The sequence below is a fragment of the Rhizobium sp. Leaf306 genome (assembly GCF_001423425.1).
Taxonomy (GTDB): Bacteria; Pseudomonadota; Alphaproteobacteria; order Rhizobiales; family Rhizobiaceae; genus Neorhizobium; species Neorhizobium soli.
On record NZ_LMNX01000001.1, the window covers coordinates 1,044,677 to 1,061,555 of the forward strand.

The following is a 16,879-nucleotide window of genomic DNA, read 5'->3' on the forward strand; positions in this document are numbered from 1 at the left end:
GCAATTTTAGGGGTTTTGGGTCAATTCTTCCAGAATTTAAAACTTGTACGGGAAATAAGTGCAATCACAAACATGAGACATATCAGCAACCAGAAGTAAAAACGCCGTTCGGAAGCGTTCCAAAATGGGACTTCGACACTCGACATGGTTGAGTCAATCACACCCTTTTGATTGTAACCCAGGCCACGTACGACCCTGCCAAAAGGATCGACGAAAGCCGAAATACCGGTATTGGCACCGCGAATCAACGGCATGCCGTTTTCGACAGCCCGGACACGCGCCTGCTGGAAATGCTGGAAGGGTCCGGGAGTTTCACCGAACCATCCATCGTTGGTGACGTTCAAGAGCGCGCTCGAGCGTTCAATGCCGGCACCGATTTCATCCGGGAAGATCGCTTCGTAGCAGATCAGCGGATAGAAGGTTTGCCCGCCCGGGAGCGTCAGCATGGTGCGGCCCGGTGCTGCGGTAAAGCCGCCCGGCATGGCAATCGCATCGGGGATGCCGAGCGACCGCAGCATGTCCTCGTAAGGCACATACTCGCCGTAGGGGACCAGATGCACCTTGTCCGACGCCGACACGATCTGGCCGTTGCTGTCGATGACGTAGATCGAGTTGTAATAGCGGGTCGCAAAGCCCGGCCCGGCATTTTCAGCGCGGACGGCGCCGGTCACCAGAACCTGACCATCTTCCAGCACGTCAGCAATGCGCGACAGGGCATCGGGATTATCGGTCAAGATGAACGGAACCGAGGTTTCCGGCCAGACGATGATATCCGCACGCTTTGCACCATCCTTTGCGGGCAGCGCCGTCATCGCCAGATGTTCTTCAAAAATCGCACCGCGCTCGGAATCGTCGAGTTTGCGGGACTGGTCGATCATCGGCTGGACGAGGCGCACCTCGACCGGATCCTTGGCAGTGGCTGAAAGCACCGCGTCGGCACCCGCAAGCCGCCAAGCGCCGAAGCCTAGATGGGCGCAGAGGAGAAGACCTGCGAGCGCGAGGCCAAGCCCCATGCCGCGTCGGGTCCCGATCAGTGCCGGTGCGGAGAACACGAAAACAGCCAGCACCGTCACACCCGTCACGCCGAGCGGAGCGGCCGACTGCATCATCAGCGGCATCGGCATGGCGCCGTAGCCGATCGAGTTCCAGGGAAAGCCCGTCAGCATGAAGCCCCGCAGCCATTCCGCAAGGCCAAAGCCAAACGCAGCAGCCGCAATCCGGCCCAAGCCATCGGACCAGAGAATGCGTGCCGCCAGCGCCGCAAAGCCCCAGAACAGCGCCAGAAAAGCCGGCAGACCCAGAACTGCAAGCGGTATTGCCCAGGCAAACTCGTCCGCCTCGACGAGAAGCGCATTGCCGAGCCACCAGAGGCTAGCGACGAAGTATCCGAAGCCGAAGACCCACCCCAGGAAGAAGGCAGAGCGCAGACGGCTGAGGCGCCCACCATCCGGATTGCCGGTCGTGCCGTCCATCAGCCAGATGAACAGCGTGAAAGACACGAACAGGGCAGCAAAGAAGCCGAAGGGGGGAAGGGCGAGTGCGCCGACAGCGCCGGCAAAAAACGCAAGGAGGATACGCGGCCAGCCCCATAGAAGCATGACCCTGCCAGCCAGTCGCTCCATCGATGTCCCCTTCGCCCGAATCAGAAGCCGCAGTCTTTCATGAAAAACTGCGGCTTGTCCTGTTATCGGCTGTTCAAAACACCTGGAAACTCAGGCCGATGGATGATCATTGCCACGATCGGACGAGGGTGCCGGCAGAAGCACGGTCGGCGTCTTGTCAGTAATAGCCTTCTGCTGCGTCTCGGCCACGGGCTCGCCCTCGCCCTTGAGCTGCCTGCGGCGAACGAGCGCGCGCTTGCGCATGATCCGGACCCGCTTGATGCGGCGCGGATCGGCGTCGAGGATCTGGAATTCGAACCCTGGCACAGCCTGCACGACTTCACCGCGCACCGGAATGCGACCGAGCGCTGAGAAGATCAATCCACCCAGCGTATCGACGTCGTCCAGCCGGTCCCGCACGTCGAAATCGGAGCCGATCGCCTTGGAGATTTCCATCAGCTCGATACGGGCATCGGCAATGAAGATATCGTCGCCGGCACGCGAGAACATCACTTCCTCGTCGTCATGCTCGTCCTCGACATCGCCGATCACCATCTCGACGATATCCTCATGCGACACGAGACCATCGGTGCCGCCGTATTCGTCGATGACCAGCGCCATCTGCGTACGTGCGGCCTGCATCGTGCTCATCAGCTCGGATGCCAGCATCGATGGCGGTACGAACAGCAGTTTGCGAACCAGGCCTGCCTCGGCAACGGTCTGATCGAGATTGACGCGGCTGAGATCGAAGGCCGCCTTGGCGGTACGGGCCGGCTTCTCGACCGCTCCACCGGCAACGACGGCTGCTGCTGCCGTTGCACGGGTACCGGTCCGGCGCTTGTTGCGGGCCTGTTTTGCCAGATAGGACAGAAGGTCGCGGATATGCACGAAGCCGCGGGCATCGTCGAGATTGTCGCTGTAAACCGGCATGCGCGAGCGGCCGGTCTCCTCGAAATGGATCATCAGTTCGCCGATCGTCATGCTCATGTCGACGGCTTCGATATCGGCGCGCGGCACCATGATGTCCTCGACGCGAACCTCGCGGAAGCGGAGGATGTTGTGCAGCATGGCGCGCTCTTCCGGAGAAAAGGCGTTGCTGACATTGGTGTCGGTCATCAGCGCGTCGGCGAGATCCTCGCGGAGCTGTTCGCCCTGCGACGGCCGCAGCAGGCGGACCGCCCGAGACCAGAATGTATTATGGGATTTGGGGTGGTGCTCGGATCGTCCCGAACTACTTCCCTCGTCCGACGAGGGTGAGTCCGAACTGTCCTTGCCCTCGCGGGCGACATTGCTCGAATAATCGTTCATTGTTCCAAACTACACTATCGGGTCCTGCCCCGCATAGGGGTCAGATAGGCCGAGACCGGCTAAAATGCGAGTCTCGAGTGTCTCCATTTCCTCCGCCTCGTCCTTTTCCATGTGGTCGTAACCGAACAGATGGAGAAAGCCGTGGACCAGAAGATGGGTCAGATGATCGTCGAAACTCTTGTCGAGATCAACTGCCTCGCGTTCGACAGTCTGCCTTGCGATGACGATATCGCCCAGCATCGGGCCCGGCATACCGCCGGGTTCGAGCGGAAAAGCGGGGAAAGACAAGACGTTGGTCGGCTTGTCCATGCCGCGCCATTCGGCGTTGATTGCCCGGATGGAATCATCGTCGGTAAAGACGAGAGAGACTTCGGGCGGTATTTTCGGAAACGGTTGATCTTCTTCGCGGACGAGATAATCGGCGGCCGCGGCGAAAACCTTTTGCGTCAACGCCAAAAGCGACGGCTCTTCCGGCCAGCCTTCGTCGTCGATGCTGATCTGTATGTCGAGTTCGGGCATAGGGACTGGAAACCGGACTAGCGTCCGGCCTCCTCGCTTTCCTCGTGGACGGCATATTGCGCGTCATAGGCCCTGACGATGCGGCCAACCAGCGGGTGGCGCACGACGTCGGTATCCTTGAAGCGGATGACCGAGATGCCTTCGACCCCGTTGAGGATCTGCAGCGCCTCGACCAAACCGGATTTCACGCCGCGCGGCAAATCCACCTGGCTCGGGTCGCCGGTGATGATCATGCGTGCGTTTTCACCAAGACGGGTGAGAAACATCTTCATCTGCATCGATGTCGTGTTCTGCGCCTCGTCGAGGATGATCGCGGCATTGGCAAGCGTGCGGCCGCGCATGAAGGCGAGCGGCGCGATTTCGATGACCCCGGCCGTGATTGCCCGTTCGACCTTGTCGGCTGGGATCATGTCGTAGAGCGCGTCATAGAGCGGCCGCAGATAGGGATCGACCTTTTCCTTCATGTCGCCAGGAAGGAAGCCCAGACGTTCGCCCGCCTCGACGGCCGGACGCGAAAGAATGATCTTGTCGACGGCACCGCGTTCCAGCAGCTGCGCGGCATGCGCCACGGCCAGATAGGTCTTGCCGGTACCGGCCGGACCGACGCCGAACACCATCTCTGCCCGATCGAGCGCCCGCATATAGGCGTCCTGCGTCGGGGTACGCGCGACAATCGTCTTTTTCTTGGTGGAGATCTGGCTCATCGAAAGCCTGGCCTTTTTCTCGAGCGTCGGCAGTTGCAGCTGGTCGTCCGCAGCCTGTGCCATGCGGATAGCTCCTTCGACATCGGATGTTTCGATGGTGCCGCCCTTCTGGATTCGCTCATAGAGGGTATCGAGAGCCCGACGGGCCTGATTGGTGGCTGGGACATCGCCTGAAATGGCCACGGAATTACCGCGGGGCCGCGCATCAATATTGAGGCGCTGTTCGAGAAGTTTCAGATTCTGGTCGAATTGACCGAACAGCTCGCTCGCGAAGCGATTGTTCTCGAACGTCAGGACAAAGTGGTTGGCGTCGGTCGCTGCTGATTTGGGGTGGCGCGCTGTCGAAGAAACCGATTCTCGTCCGCTCAAGTAAACAAGCTCCTCACTTGCTGGTCAGGCACCCATTAAACTCTCTGCCGGCTCGGCAAACAAGCTGTTCGGGCCGGTACCAATGATTCGTACACGGATAATCTCACCGATTTGCGATGTTTTTGCATCAACATTCACAGACTGGAGCCAGGGCGAACGGCCGATCACCTGCCCGGGCATACGTCCCGGCTTTTCCAGAAGCAGATCGATCGTCTTTCCAACACAGGATGTGGCGAAATCGGCCTGCTGTTTCAAGAGCAAAGCCTGCAATCGTTCGAGACGCTCGGCTTTTACCTCTTCAACGACCTGATCGGTGAGATCCGCGCCGGGTGTTCCCGGCCGGGTCGAATATTTGAACGAGAAGGCGGAGGCGTAGTTGACGTCCTCGACGATCTTCAACGTGTCTTCGAAATCCTGATCGGTTTCGCCCGGGAAACCGACGATGAAATCTCCCGACAGGGCGATATCGGGACGGGCATTGCGGATGCGGTCGATCAGCGCCAGATATTCGGCGCCCGTATGGCGACGGTTCATGGCCTTCAGGATGCGGTCGGATCCCGACTGAACAGGCAGATGCAGATAAGGCATCAGGATGCGCAGGTCGCGATGCGCCTCGATCAGTCGGTCATCCATGTCGCGCGGATGGCTTGTCGTATAGCGCAGGCGGGCAAGGCCCGGGATTTCAGCAAGACGATAGAGAAGGTCGGCGAGACCCCAGTCGTTACCGGTTGGGCCTTCAGCGCTCCAGGCATTGACGTTCTGGCCAAGCAGGGTGATTTCGCGCACGCCGCTTTCGACCAGCCGGATGGCTTCGTCGACAATCTGGCTGATGGGGCGCGACACTTCCGAACCGCGGGTATAGGGGACAACGCAGAAGGTGCAGAATTTGTCGCAGCCTTCCTGCACGGTAAGGAAAGCCGTGACGCCGCGGGCGCGGATAAGCTTGCGGTCGGTGGCCGGCAGATGGTCGAACTTGTCCTCGACCGCATATTCCGTATCGACCACAGGCTTGCCGCCGCGGGCCTTGCGCAGTGCATCCGGCAGTCGGTGATAGGTCTGCGGGCCGATCACCACGTCGACCGATGGCGCGCGGCGGATGATTTCCTCGCCTTCCGCCTGGGCGACACAGCCGGCAACGCCGATCATCAGTTCGCGGCCTTCGGCAGCACGCGCCTTCTTCATGTCGCGCAGACGCCCCAGCGCCGAGTAGACCTTCTCGGCGGCCTTCTCGCGGATATGACAGGTGTTGAGGAGGATCAGATCCGCCTCGCCCATCTCCTCGGTCGCGACATAGCCTTCGCTCGCCAACGCGTCGCCCATGCGGGTCGAATCGTAGACGTTCATCTGACAGCCGTAGGTCTTGATGAAGACCTTGCGGGTGTTGGGGATGGTGACGGGCTCTTCTGCCGGCGAAAGGGTGACGTGTTCGTTCATGGCCGTCTCCTTACTCCAAGAAGGACCGGATTTGAAGCGGTTCTAATCGGCGTCGTACTCTCTTTGGCGAAGATGCCTGATCAGCATGCGGCGAAGCCGGGCGGTAATGGTCTGGCTGAGATGCTTGCGGTTGTCGCCCGTGCGGAAATCGACCGTCTCGCCGAATGCCACATCCACGTCGATCGCGCCTTCCTTCAGCACACCCATCAGGTGCGGCATGAGCTCGATATCCCCCGGCCAGGCCGCAAGCGGGCGGTGGAAACGACCCATCGCCATGCCGTGCACCCGCGTATAGGCGATCGATACAGGCTGGACATACACGACGCCATGGGGCGTGTGCGGCACGGCGGCAGCGGCTGCCCCGAACAGCGATGACTTTACCTCGAGCAGACGGTTGCCGTCCGATGTCGTGCCTTCCGGGAAGAGCACGACGATCTCGCCCGCCGTCATGCGTGCGGCAATCTCGTTGATCTGGTCGCCGGTTCGGCGTTTTTCCTCGCGGACGACGAAAATCGTCTTCTGCAATTTCGCGAGCGTGCCGAAGATCGGCCATTTGGCGACTTCCGACTTGGCGATGAAGACGACATCCGCGATAGCACCAAGCACGAGGATATCCTTCCACGAGACGTGGTTGGAGGCGAGCATCAGGGGGCGCCGATGCTGCAGGTGACCGTGGACGTGGATGCGGATGCCGAGCAGGAAGCAGGCGGTGCGGTGCCAGAGGCGCGGAATATAACGGCGCATCTTCAGATCGAAGGCGAGGCCGATCAGCTGAAACGGCAACAGCACAGCCGTGACCACCAGCAGACAGACGACGATGAACCCGATGCGGATTGAGGTGATCACTGTCGATCCTTGGCTGTCGTCACGCCGTTCGTGTTCAGGCTATTCGTCTTTGTCGAGCGGGATGCCGTAGAGTTCCAGCCTGTGTCCGACCAGCCGGAAGCCGAGTTCGCGGGCAATGCGCTCCTGCAGCGCTTCGATCTCCGCAGATTGGAATTCGATCACCGTGCCGGCATTGAGATCGATCATGTGATCGTGATGTTCTTCCGGCACCGTCTCGTAGCGAGAGCGACCGTCACGGAAATCGTGGCGCTCGATAATGCCCTCGTCCTCGAACAGTTTCACGGTGCGATAGACGGTCGAGATCGAGATCCGTGGATCGACCTTGGAGGAGCGACGATACAGTTCCTCGACATCCGGATGGTCGTCGGAGTCCTGCAGGATACGCGCGATCACCCGGCGCTGATCCGTCATGCGCATGCCCTTCTCGGCACACAGTTCCTCCAGATTTTTGGAAAGATCCGTCATGACGTTTTGGCCTTCAAATGCTCTCGTTTCATCACGAACTAACGAAGAACGCGGCTCATGACAAGCGCCGAGGACCGTCGTCCATCGGCACCGGTATAGTAGGCCGGGCGTTCGCCGACCTTTTTGAAACCCAGCCTGCCATAGAGCGTCACAGCGGCCTTGTTTTCGGCCTCGACCTCGAGGAACATTGTTTCGGCGCCGCGCGATGTCGCTTCGCGCAAGCCGGCCTGCATCAGCCTCCATCCGAGCCCAAGACGGCCAAACTTTTCGGGGACGGCGATCGTGAGAATTTCCGCCTCACCGGCTGCTTCGCGCACCAGCACGAAGCCCCCGAAGGGTTTTGAAAAGAACGCGTTGGTCTGGCGTGCGACGAAGCCGAACACGCCTTTCTGAAGAAGAAGATTCTGGAATTCGCCATCGTTCCAGCGGCGCGGAAAGCGCGCACCATGAAGCTCGGAGACTTCCACGCAGTCGGAACTCTCCATCGGGACGACTTCGAAAAATGGTTTCCAGCTGAGATAATCGTCAAACATCGGGCATTCGGTCGCGTGAAAGAATTGAACGACGCGGAGTTACGAGATCTGCCGCGCCAACGCAAAGCCTGTCTGCGGTTTTGCATCCGGTCCACGAAGATAAAGCGGTTTCGGCTTTTGCGAACCTTTCGGCTTTGAAGCCGCAAGCCTTGCAATGACGGCGATATCGAAATGGTCAGGCAGGACCGGCGCCTCGTGCAGGCGCCATGACCCGGCTACGTCGGCCGACAGCTGGGCAATGAGTGCTGCGGCATCGTCCGGAGACAGTGCCGTGGGTTCGCTGAGCGGGGAGCCTTCGGCTGAAAAGGCCTGGGCATAGACCTCGTCCCGCTTGGCATCCATGACTGCCACGACGGGGCGTCCGGGATGCTTTGCAAGATGTGCGGCGGCCAGCGTTTCGAGCGTGGTGACGCCGACGCATTCCACATTGAGCGCCAGTGCCAGACCGCGGGCGGCCGCAACGCCAACTCGAATACCGGTAAACGAGCCCGGGCCGATGCCGACGGCGATACGCTGCACGGATGGAAGTTGAAGGCCAGCTTCATCAAGCGCCTCGTCGACGATCGCCATCAGCCGCTCTGCATGACCCTTGCCGATCGTCTCAGTGACGGACGAAAGAAGTCTGCCGGACGCGCCATCATAGAGCGCGGCGGAACAATCAACCCCGGCAGTATCGATGGCCAGAACGAGCATGTGCGGAACTGTTTTTCGAAATCAGATGGCTTCGACGGCCTGCACTTCAGGCACGAAGTGCTTGAGCAGGTTCTGAACGCCATGCTTCAGGGTCGCGGTCGAGGACGGGCAACCGGCGCAGGCGCCCTTCATGTTGAGATAGACCGTGCCATCGCGGAAACCCTTGAAGGTGATGTCGCCGCCATCCTGGGCAACGGCCGGCCGAACGCGGGTTTCCAGCAGTTCCTTGATGGTCGCGACGAGGGTTTCGTCGTCGGCTTCGTAGAACTCGCCGTCCTCATCGGAATCTTCGGCAAGCGCAGAAGTACCGCCCATGACCGGCTGGCCGGACATGAAATGCTCCATGATCGAGCCGAGGATAGCCGGCTTCAGATGCTGCCATTCGGCGCTATCCTTGGAGACGGTGATGAAGTCGTAGCCGAAATAGACGCCGGTGACGCCGTCGATGCCGAACAGTCTGGCGGCCAGCGGAGACGCATCGGCCTCGCTCGCATTGCGGAAATCGGCCGTGCCCTTTTCCATGACGATCTTGCCGGGCAGGAACTTCAGGGTTGCCGGATTGGGTGTGGCTTCCGTCTGAATGAACATGATTTGTCTCCTTGACCCGTGCGCGCCAGCGGGCGCCGCAAACTTAGAACTCTTCCAAAGAAGATAGTCGCGATCAGCTTTTGGTTCAAGTGCGCCTTTCTGCCAATCCGGTCAAGAGAGAGGTCAGGCGAGCGCGTCGATTTCCTCGTCGGTCAGCGTATCCGGCAGAACGGTGACGGGAATGGGGAATGCAGCACCCCTGCCCGCGACGGCCGAGACCAGCGGGCCCGGCCCTTCCTTGGTCGAGCCGGCCGCCAGAACCAGGACGGCGATATCGCGGTCTTCTTCCACCAGCATGTTGATCTGCTCGGGCGCGCTTCCCTCGCGGATGACGATTTCCGGATCGATCCCGATCGTTTCGCGCACCCTCTGGGCGGCTTTCGCCATGATCGATTCCGCTTCTTCCATGGCTTCGGCGCGCATGATCTGCTCGACGCCGATCCATTGCTGGAAATCCCCATCGGGGATGACGAAAAGCAGCACCAGGCCGCCATTGGAATTCTTCGCGCGGCGGCCGGCATAGTGCACGGCAAGCTCGCATTCGGGGGTGCCATCGATGACCGCTATGAACTTGCGCCGATGTCCCTCAAGCCTGGAAAGCCGTTTCGAAACCATGCCGCCCCCTCAATTCCCGTCGGACGTTGTCGTTGTGGCGAAATTATACGAACCCGCGAAAATGAAAACCCGCCACGCGACCGTGACGGGTGCAAGATTTTCAGGCGCTCTCCCGCTCAGCGCAGGAAACCGACGATATCGAACACTTCACCCATGACCTTTTCGGCTCGGGCGCGGGCACGCTCGCCCCCATCACGCAAGATAGCGTCGATATGGGTCGTGTCGTCCAGCAGGCGGCGCATCTCGAGCGAAATCGGCGCCAGAACTTGAACGGCGAGGTCGGCAAGCGCCGGTTTGAACACCGAGAACTGCTGGCCGCCGAATTCGGCAAGCACATCCGCCTTGGTGCGATCGGCGAGTGCCGCGTAGATGCCCACGAGATTGGCTGCTTCCGGACGCCCTTCGAGGCCTTCGAGTTCGCTCGGCAGGCCTTCCGGATCGGTCTTCGCCTTGCGGATTTTCTTCAGGATCTCATCGGCATCGTCCATCAGGTTGATGCGCGACAGATCTGACGGATCGGATTTCGACATCTTCTTGGTGCCGTCGCGCAAGCTCATGACGCGCGGGGCCGGACCATCGATCAGCGGCTCGACGAGCGGGAAATAGCCGTGGATCGGCTCTTCGCCGACGACCATGTCGACGCCGGTGCCGGTCGCACGGATCTTGTCCTGGAAATCGATGTTGAATTTCTGGGCGATATCGCGGGCAAGCTCCAGGTGCTGCTTCTGGTCATCGCCGACAGGCACATGGGTGGCGCGGTAGACGAGAATGTCGGCGGCCATCAGGCTCGGATAGGCGAGCAGTCCGAGCGAGGCGTTCTCGCGGTCCTTGCCGGCCTTGTCCTTGAACTGGGTCATCCGGTTCATCCAGCCGATGCGGGCGACGCAGTTGAAGATCCAGGCAAGTTCGGCATGCTGCGGCACGGCGGACTGGTTGAAGACGATATGCTTCTTCGGGTCGATGCCGGAGGCGATGAACGCTGCCGCGATGGAGCGGATCTGGCCGCGCAGATCGTCATGCACGAGCTGGGCCGTGATCGCGTGCAGATCGACGACGCAGTAGATGCAGTCGTTGTTTTCCTGCAGGGCGACGAACTTGCGGATAGCGCCGAGATAATTGCCGAGATGGAGATTGCCGGTGGGCTGGACACCGGAAAAGACGAGCGGCTTGAAGCTGTTCATTCTAGATCCTCGATAGGCTGATGGAAGGCCTCAGGCCGTTGGACTTGCGCAACCTGACAAGTGTGCGTGCTTGCCGCTGCTGCGCCCCGCGGGCCATGTAGCTGATGGCCGGGCTTATGCACGCCCCGCCACGAGGGATCAAGAGGCTGCATCATTCGCGTGCTGAATGAGATCCCAAAGGTTGCTGTAGCAATCGGCAAACACTGCGACCGTGCCATAGGGTTCGTGGCGCGGTTCTTCGATGAAGCGGACGCCTTTGGCTGACAACCGGGCGTGATCACCGGCAAAATCGTCGGTTTTCAGGAAAAAACTTACCCTGCCTGCCGTCTGGTTGCCGATCGCCGCCGTTTCGGCGACGCCGTCGGCGCGTGCCAGCAGGAGCGCGGCCCCATCTCCGCCCGGCGGGCGCACTACCACCCAGCGCTTGGTCGCCTCCAAAGGGGTATCGGCGACAAGCTCAAAGCCCATGATTCCACAGTAAAAATCGAGCGCCCGATCGTAGTCGTCAACGACCAGCGTGACCAGAAATAGGGAACGGATCGACATCGAAACACACCTTGTTTTGTCGTGGCGGGTACAGGTCTTCGACGCTTACTGCCCGCCATGTCAAGGAACTCGAAGCAACCATAAGGTTAACGCAGTTTAACCCCTGAGGCAGACAAATCCCACTTTGGGGCAAATTCCTCCATACTGAGGTCACTTTTCGGAAAGAAATACTCCCCCACCAAGTCGACCCCAGTCGGTCGTGAGTATTTTCCGAGGTTTACCCGTATGCGCATCTTTTACCGCGTCGCGCTGTCCTGCTTCATGACGCTCTGCCTAACGCTGTCCGCGACCGCACAAGCCGCCGAAAAAGGCGAGAAACGCCGCAGCAGTTCTTTCAAACACGACTACTCTGCTTACTATACTGTCCAGCGCGTCAGCGTTCGGACCAACTGCTTTCCCGAGAAGCTGGGTGCCATCCTTGCCCATATCGCCAAGGAAACCGGCAAGAAGCCGATGGTGACCTCCGGCCACCGTCCGCGCTCTGGCACATCACAGCACAGCCATTGCTATGCCGCCGACATTCGCGTTCCCGGCGTTGCCGAAAAGAGGGTGCTTGCGGCAGCAGCGAGCGCCCCGGGCATCGGCGGCATCGGCCGTTACTGCAACGGCATCGTGCATGTGGATGTCGGCCCGCGACGCGCCTGGGCGCATTGCGGCAAAGGTGGAAAAGGTGGCAAGGGCAGCCTTGCAAGCCTGAAGCGCCGCGGAAAGTCCTGAGATCAGGACTCCGCCGGTGGTGGGACAGCAGACTTAGGCTTCCGCTTGATGTTTCGCCTGATCATGCCGAGATCGGCACCGCCGATCGCAAACGCGCAGGCGAAATAGACGACCATTGCAATGCCCAGAAGGCAGGCCAGAGCCAGCACCTGGGTCAACAGATGCGAGCCCGGTTGCAGCCATGGGCTGGCATAGGGAAGCGCATAAAACAGCGCCGCCGCCATGACCCCTGTCGCGACCAGCAAAAGGGCGGTACGCCGGGCAAGCGCCCATTCCCAGACGAGATCACCCCGCCAGACCAACGTCGAGAATAGCAGGATCGTGTTGATCCATCCCGCCGCGGCTTCCGCCGTCGCGATGCCGCGTTCGGCGATCATCGGAAACAGCGTGATGGCGAGGCCGGAATTGATGACGACCGACACCATGGTAAAGCGCATCGGCGTCTTTGTATCCTCGCGGGCATAAAAGCCCGGCTGCAGCGCCTTGATCAGCACGAAACCCGGAAGACCGATGCCGTAGATCGCAAGGATCGACGCGACGACGGCGGTGTTTTCGGCCGAGAACGCACCGCGCTCGTAAAGCACGCGGATGATCGCATCCGACAGGATCCAGAGACCGGCAGCGGCAGGAAGCGTCAGGAACAGCACGAATTCGATCGAGCGGTTCTGGATATTGCCGGCTTCCTTGACGTGGCCGCCCTTCAGCGCCCGTGACAATTCGGGCAGGAGCACGACACCGACGGCAACGCCGACGACACCGAGCGGCAGCTGGTAGATGCGGTCGGCATATTGCAGGGCAGCGATCGCACCTTCCTTGCCCGACGCAATCGCCTGGCCGATGATCTGGTTGATCTGGGTAATGCCGCCGGTGATCGCGGCCGGAACCGCAAGCCAGAGCAGGCGCTTGACGTTGGGTGTCATCTTCGGCCGGCGAAAGCCGATATTGATGCCCGCGTGGCGCACGCCCACGTAGACGACGCCAAGCTGCAACACGCCCGCAACCAGCACGCTCCACGACAGATACCAGGCGATTTCGCGCGGATCGGCGCCAACCCAGAGGCCGTAGAGAAGCGCTGCGATCATCACCACGTTCAAGAACACCGGCGCGATGGCGGCGGCAAAGAAATGATGCAGCGAGTTGAGCATGCCGCTCATCATCGCCGTCAGCGACATGCACATGAGATAAGGGAACATGACGACAGCCATGCGCACCGTCAGCGCCGTCTTTTCCGCGTCATCGGCAAAGCCCGGGGCAATGACCCACCGCACCAGCCAGGGCATGGCCAGCTGCATTGCGATGGTGATGATCAGCAGCGCAGAAAACAGGACGCCGAAGACCTCTTCGGAAAACCGCTTGGCACCATCGACGCCGTTCGCCTCGATTTCCTTGGAAAACAGTGGAACGAAAGCGGCGTTGAAGGCGCCTTCGGCAAACAGACGGCGAAACAGGTTGGGAAACCGGAAGGCGGCGTAAAACACGTCTGCCATCGGCCCCGTGCCAAGGGCCGCCGCCATGAAGGTTTCACGGGCGAAACCGAAAATGCGGCTGCCGAGCGTTGCGCCGCCGACGGTTGCGAATTTTCTGGCGAGGCTCATCGGGCTTGGCTCATCGTCTTGCGCTCATGCTTGGGGAAGCTGGGATTGTTCATGTTCTACCTGTGCATTGGCGTGCGTCATCCGTCCGGCGCCCTGCCCCACTGTTTCTGTGGCGCAAAAGAGCGGACCGAACGAAGCACCCGTTCAGCAGGGATAGCACCGGTGTCGTGTTTCAGACACCGACTTTCGACTTCCGCGGCAAGACATTTGCTCCGTCGGCGGCAGCCGGCTGGGGCGCGACGATACCATCCGGCATGGCTTCCTGAAGCTCGTCTTCCTGTTCCGCCATGACCGCCTTCAGCCGGGTGATGATATTGCCCTGGCGGTTCTCATTGGTCACCTTGTGGCCGACGAGATCGGTGACGTAGAACGTATCGATCACCTTTTCACCAAACGTGGTGATCCGCGCCGACTGAATATCCAGCGAGAGATCGGCAAGCGCCGCGGTGATTTCCGCCAAGAGGCCGGTCCGGTCGAGGCATTCCACCTCGACGACGGTGAACTTGTTGGAAAGCCCGTTGGAGATGATCGCCGACGGCGGGATATCGAAGGCCTTGTTCTTGTTCTTCTTGGCTTTCGCGCGGATGGCTATGACTTCCGGCAGTCGCTTCTTGCCGGCAAGCACGTCCTCGATCATCCGTCCGATCGTACCGCCACGGCGCATCTCGTCGTCATCGACCGCAAATTCCCGGTTGATGTGGATCGTATCGAGCGCACGGCCATCGGAGGTGGTGAAGATCTGCGCATCGGCGATATTGGCACCGGCGGCCGCGCAGGCGCCTGCGATGATCGACAGAAGACGTGGATGGTCGGGCGCGAGAACGGTGATTTCGGTGATCGCCCGGAAACTGTCGGTGCGCACCATGGTGGCGAGCGGCTTGCCGGCCTTGTCGGTTTCGCGGATGAAGCTTGCGTGGCGAACCTGGTCCTCGACGGGCACGGACAGGAGATACGGCTGGTAATGGAGCTTCACCAGCGCCTCGCGATCCTGCTGGCTCCAGTCGGACAGGGCGTTGGCGAGATCTTCCTCCGCCACCTTGGCCCGCTCCTTGCCGGACGCTTCGGAGAAGCCGCCGGAGAGACGCAGTTCCGTTTCGTAATAGAGAGTGCGCAGAAGCTGGCCCTTCCAACCGTTCCAGACGCCAGGACCGACGGCGCGGATATCGCAGATGGTCAGCACCAGCAGAAGCTTCAAGCGATCCAGCGAGCGGACTTTTTCGGCAAAGTCGGCGATGGTCTTGCGATCATGCAGATCGCGGGTCTGCGCCGTCATTGACATGATCAGGTGTTGTTCCACCAGCCACACGACGAGTTCGGTCTGCTTGGCGTTGAGACCGAGACGCGGGCAGAGTTTGCGCGCGATCCGGGCGCCGGCGATCGAATGATCCTCCTGGCGGCCCTTGGCGATGTCGTGGATCAGAACTGCGACATAGAGCGCCGCGCGCTCCTCGATCGTCGGCATCAGCTTGTTGGCGAGCGGATGCATGTCCGCCGCTCGGCCGTGATCGATCTCCGACAGCGCATCGACCGAGCGGATCAGGTGCTCGTCGACCGTATAGTGGTGATACATGTTGAACTGCATCATCGCCACGACCTTGCCGAATTCGGGAATGAAGCGGCCGAGCACGCCGGCCTCGTTCATTCGCCGCAGCATCAGGCCGGGATCCCGCCTAGAGGTGAGGATGGAGAGAAAGAGGCGGTTCGCCTCGTCGTCTTCGCGCAGGGCACTGTCGATAAGCGAAAGCGATCGGGTGATGCTTTTCAGCGCGTCAGGATGCAGTTCCAACCCGGTCAGGTCCGCCACGTGGAAGAAGCGGATCAGGCTGACCGGATCGCGCTTGAAGACGCCCGGATCAGCCAGCGTGATGCGACCGCGGTCCTCCACGAATTCGACGGAGCCGGCGATCTTGTGCAGCCGTTTGGTGAAGCGCGAGATGACGCGCTGGGTGAGGCCCGGTGCGGCCTTCGCCTGCTGGTCCTCCAGCGCTGCGCAAAGAATGCGGGTAAGATCGCCGACGTTCTTCGCGACCAGGAAATAGTGCTTCATGAAGCGTTCGACGGAGGAGAGGCCAGGCCGCGCGTTGTAACCGAGGCTTGCCGCGATATCGCGCTGAATGTCGAACGACAGACGTTCCTCTGCCTTGCCCGTCAGAAAATGCATCTGGCAGCGCACCGCCCAGAGAAAGTCGTCGGCCTTTTCGAAGGACCTTGCCTCCTCGCGCGAGAGAACGCCGAGCTTGACGAGTTCGGTCGTTTCGCGGACGCGGTAGTAATATTTGGCAATCCAGAACAGCGTGTGAAGGTCGCGCAGGCCGCCCTTGCCCTCCTTGACGTTGGGCTCGACCAGATAGCGCGTGTCGCCAGCCTTCTTGTGGCGCTGGTCTCGCTCGGCAAGTTTGGCGGCGACGAATTCCGGACCGGTGCCGGCGACGACTTCCAGATCGAAGCGCGACATCAGCTGATTGACCAGCGCGCCGCTGCCGCAGATCGGGCGGCATTCGAGAATGGCGGTGCGGATCGTCATGTCGGTTTTCGACAGGCGAATGCATTCCTCCACCGTGCGGGTGGCATGGCCGACCTTGAAGCCCATGTCCCACAGGAGATAGAGCAGGAATTCCACCGCCTTGCGCATGGCATCGGAATTCTTTTCGGGCAGCAGGAAAAGAAGATCGATATCGGACCCTGGCGCGAGCGTGCCGCGGCCGTAACCGCCGGTGGCGGCAACGGCGATCTCGCGGCCTTCCGGATAGAGGCTCTCGGTGATGGTTTCATTGAGGACGCAGATCAGCTGGTCCTGGATCCAGGATATGCGGCGGGCGCAGCGAAGACCGCTGCCATCCTGGCTCAGCAGTTCGCGTGCCTTTTCGCGACCGTCGACACTGGCCTGCCGCAGGATCGGCAGGAGAGCTGCCCGCGATTCCAGCAGCGGCCGATCCTTGGTTCCGAGCGCCTCGCGGCATTTCGTCTGCAGGCCGGCGACGTCCATCAGTTCGGAAAAATCGATGTCGTGGCGATGATCTTGTCTTGTTGCTTGCTTGGCCATGTCTTCCTGCCGGTGCCCGCCCTCTCCATTCCCGATGGAGACGACGACGGATTTCGGGCACCTCCCCTAAAGCGTTCCCAGGTCCCTGCGGCCCTGCCCCATACGCTTTAGCTCATTTTTGT

At 60.8% G+C, this 16,879-nt stretch carries 16 protein-coding genes; 1 reads left to right on the plus strand and 15 read right to left on the minus strand.

Features of this window, described 5'->3' with window-relative positions:
* Positions 1-20 precede the first annotated feature (20 nt).
* From lnt to ASG19_RS04920, 13 genes are all read right to left on the minus strand, one after another.
* Positions 21-1,622: an apolipoprotein N-acyltransferase gene (gene lnt, locus ASG19_RS04860; RefSeq protein WP_062453995.1), complete on the minus strand. Its 1,602-nt coding sequence runs from the start codon at positions 1,620-1,622 to the stop codon at positions 21-23.
* A gap of 90 nt (positions 1,623-1,712) precedes the next feature.
* Entirely contained in the window at positions 1,713-2,909 is a 1,197-nt protein-coding gene (locus ASG19_RS04865) for a hemolysin family protein (protein WP_062453996.1), read from the minus strand.
* Between the two features lie 9 nt (positions 2,910-2,918).
* Positions 2,919-3,428, minus strand: a complete 510-nt coding sequence (gene ybeY, locus ASG19_RS04870; RefSeq protein ID WP_062453997.1) for an rRNA maturation RNase YbeY — start codon at positions 3,426-3,428, stop codon at positions 2,919-2,921.
* A gap of 17 nt (positions 3,429-3,445) precedes the next feature.
* A complete protein-coding gene (locus tag ASG19_RS04875) occupies positions 3,446-4,501 on the minus strand; it encodes a PhoH family protein (protein WP_062453998.1) in 1,056 nt (351 codons plus the stop codon).
* A 24-nt stretch (positions 4,502-4,525) separates the two neighbouring features.
* Positions 4,526-5,935, minus strand: coding sequence for a tRNA (N6-isopentenyl adenosine(37)-C2)-methylthiotransferase MiaB (gene miaB, locus ASG19_RS04880; RefSeq protein ID WP_062453999.1), 1,410 nt, complete (start codon positions 5,933-5,935; stop codon positions 4,526-4,528).
* Between the two features lie 42 nt (positions 5,936-5,977).
* On the minus strand, positions 5,978-6,778 hold the full coding sequence (locus ASG19_RS04885) for a lysophospholipid acyltransferase family protein (protein WP_162237981.1): 801 nt from the start codon (positions 6,776-6,778) through the stop codon (positions 5,978-5,980).
* Positions 6,779-6,820: 42 nt separating this feature from the next.
* Positions 6,821-7,246 (minus strand): Fur family transcriptional regulator, encoded by a 426-nt coding sequence (locus ASG19_RS04890; RefSeq protein ID WP_062454001.1) that lies wholly within the window; start codon positions 7,244-7,246, stop codon positions 6,821-6,823.
* Between the two features lie 38 nt (positions 7,247-7,284).
* The gene (locus ASG19_RS04895; RefSeq protein ID WP_062454002.1) at positions 7,285-7,779 is read right to left on the minus strand and encodes an N-acetyltransferase; all 495 of its coding nucleotides are present in this window, start codon (positions 7,777-7,779) and stop codon (positions 7,285-7,287) included.
* A gap of 39 nt (positions 7,780-7,818) precedes the next feature.
* Entirely contained in the window at positions 7,819-8,472 is a 654-nt protein-coding gene (gene tsaB / locus ASG19_RS04900; RefSeq protein WP_062454003.1) for a tRNA (adenosine(37)-N6)-threonylcarbamoyltransferase complex dimerization subunit type 1 TsaB, read from the minus strand.
* Between the two features lie 21 nt (positions 8,473-8,493).
* On the minus strand, positions 8,494-9,060 hold the full coding sequence (locus ASG19_RS04905; protein ID WP_062454004.1) for a NifU family protein: 567 nt from the start codon (positions 9,058-9,060) through the stop codon (positions 8,494-8,496).
* Positions 9,061-9,183: 123 nt separating this feature from the next.
* Positions 9,184-9,675 (minus strand): universal stress protein, encoded by a 492-nt coding sequence (locus ASG19_RS04910; RefSeq protein ID WP_062454005.1) that lies wholly within the window; start codon positions 9,673-9,675, stop codon positions 9,184-9,186.
* Between the two features lie 116 nt (positions 9,676-9,791).
* The gene (gene trpS / locus ASG19_RS04915; RefSeq protein WP_062454006.1) at positions 9,792-10,856 is read right to left on the minus strand and encodes a tryptophan--tRNA ligase; all 1,065 of its coding nucleotides are present in this window, start codon (positions 10,854-10,856) and stop codon (positions 9,792-9,794) included.
* Positions 10,857-10,994: 138 nt separating this feature from the next.
* Positions 10,995-11,402 carry a VOC family protein gene (locus ASG19_RS04920; protein WP_062454007.1) on the minus strand — a complete coding sequence of 136 codons (408 nt, stop codon included), beginning with the start codon at positions 11,400-11,402 and terminating at the stop codon, positions 10,995-10,997.
* A 225-nt stretch (positions 11,403-11,627) separates the two neighbouring features.
* Between ASG19_RS04920 and ASG19_RS04925 the strand changes: the two genes are divergently transcribed.
* The gene (locus ASG19_RS04925) at positions 11,628-12,119 is read left to right on the plus strand and encodes a DUF882 domain-containing protein (protein ID WP_062454008.1); all 492 of its coding nucleotides are present in this window, start codon (positions 11,628-11,630) and stop codon (positions 12,117-12,119) included.
* Positions 12,120-12,121: 2 nt separating this feature from the next.
* Here ASG19_RS04925 and murJ read toward each other — a convergent pair whose 3' ends face one another.
* Positions 12,122-13,714 (minus strand): murein biosynthesis integral membrane protein MurJ, encoded by a 1,593-nt coding sequence (gene murJ, locus ASG19_RS04930; protein WP_062454009.1) that lies wholly within the window; start codon positions 13,712-13,714, stop codon positions 12,122-12,124.
* A 172-nt stretch (positions 13,715-13,886) separates the two neighbouring features.
* Positions 13,887-16,757, minus strand: coding sequence for a [protein-PII] uridylyltransferase (locus tag ASG19_RS04935; RefSeq protein ID WP_062454010.1), 2,871 nt, complete (start codon positions 16,755-16,757; stop codon positions 13,887-13,889).
* Positions 16,758-16,879: the final 122 nt, after the last annotated feature.

Coding starts and splice junctions, on each gene's coding strand:
- ASG19_RS04920 (WP_062454007.1), bottom strand. CDS start 11,402: ATGTCGATCCGTTCCCTATTTCTGGTCACGCTGGTCGTTGACGACTAC.
- ASG19_RS04910 (WP_062454005.1), bottom strand. CDS start 9,675: ATGGTTTCGAAACGGCTTTCCAGGCTTGAGGGACATCGGCGCAAGTTC.
- ASG19_RS04905 (WP_062454004.1), bottom strand. CDS start 9,060: ATGTTCATTCAGACGGAAGCCACACCCAATCCGGCAACCCTGAAGTTC.
- murJ (WP_062454009.1), bottom strand. CDS start 13,714: ATGAGCCTCGCCAGAAAATTCGCAACCGTCGGCGGCGCAACGCTCGGC.
- lnt (WP_062453995.1), bottom strand. CDS start 1,622: ATGGAGCGACTGGCTGGCAGGGTCATGCTTCTATGGGGCTGGCCGCGT.
- ASG19_RS04925 (WP_062454008.1), top strand. CDS start 11,628: ATGCGCATCTTTTACCGCGTCGCGCTGTCCTGCTTCATGACGCTCTGC.
- ASG19_RS04890 (WP_062454001.1), bottom strand. CDS start 7,246: ATGACGGATCTTTCCAAAAATCTGGAGGAACTGTGTGCCGAGAAGGGC.
- tsaB (WP_062454003.1), bottom strand. CDS start 8,472: ATGCTCGTTCTGGCCATCGATACTGCCGGGGTTGATTGTTCCGCCGCG.
- miaB (WP_062453999.1), bottom strand. CDS start 5,935: ATGAACGAACACGTCACCCTTTCGCCGGCAGAAGAGCCCGTCACCATC.
- ybeY (WP_062453997.1), bottom strand. CDS start 3,428: ATGCCCGAACTCGACATACAGATCAGCATCGACGACGAAGGCTGGCCG.
- trpS (WP_062454006.1), bottom strand. CDS start 10,856: ATGAACAGCTTCAAGCCGCTCGTCTTTTCCGGTGTCCAGCCCACCGGC.
- ASG19_RS04935 (WP_062454010.1), bottom strand. CDS start 16,757: ATGGCCAAGCAAGCAACAAGACAAGATCATCGCCACGACATCGATTTT.
- ASG19_RS04865 (WP_062453996.1), bottom strand. CDS start 2,909: ATGAACGATTATTCGAGCAATGTCGCCCGCGAGGGCAAGGACAGTTCG.
- ASG19_RS04895 (WP_062454002.1), bottom strand. CDS start 7,779: ATGTTTGACGATTATCTCAGCTGGAAACCATTTTTCGAAGTCGTCCCG.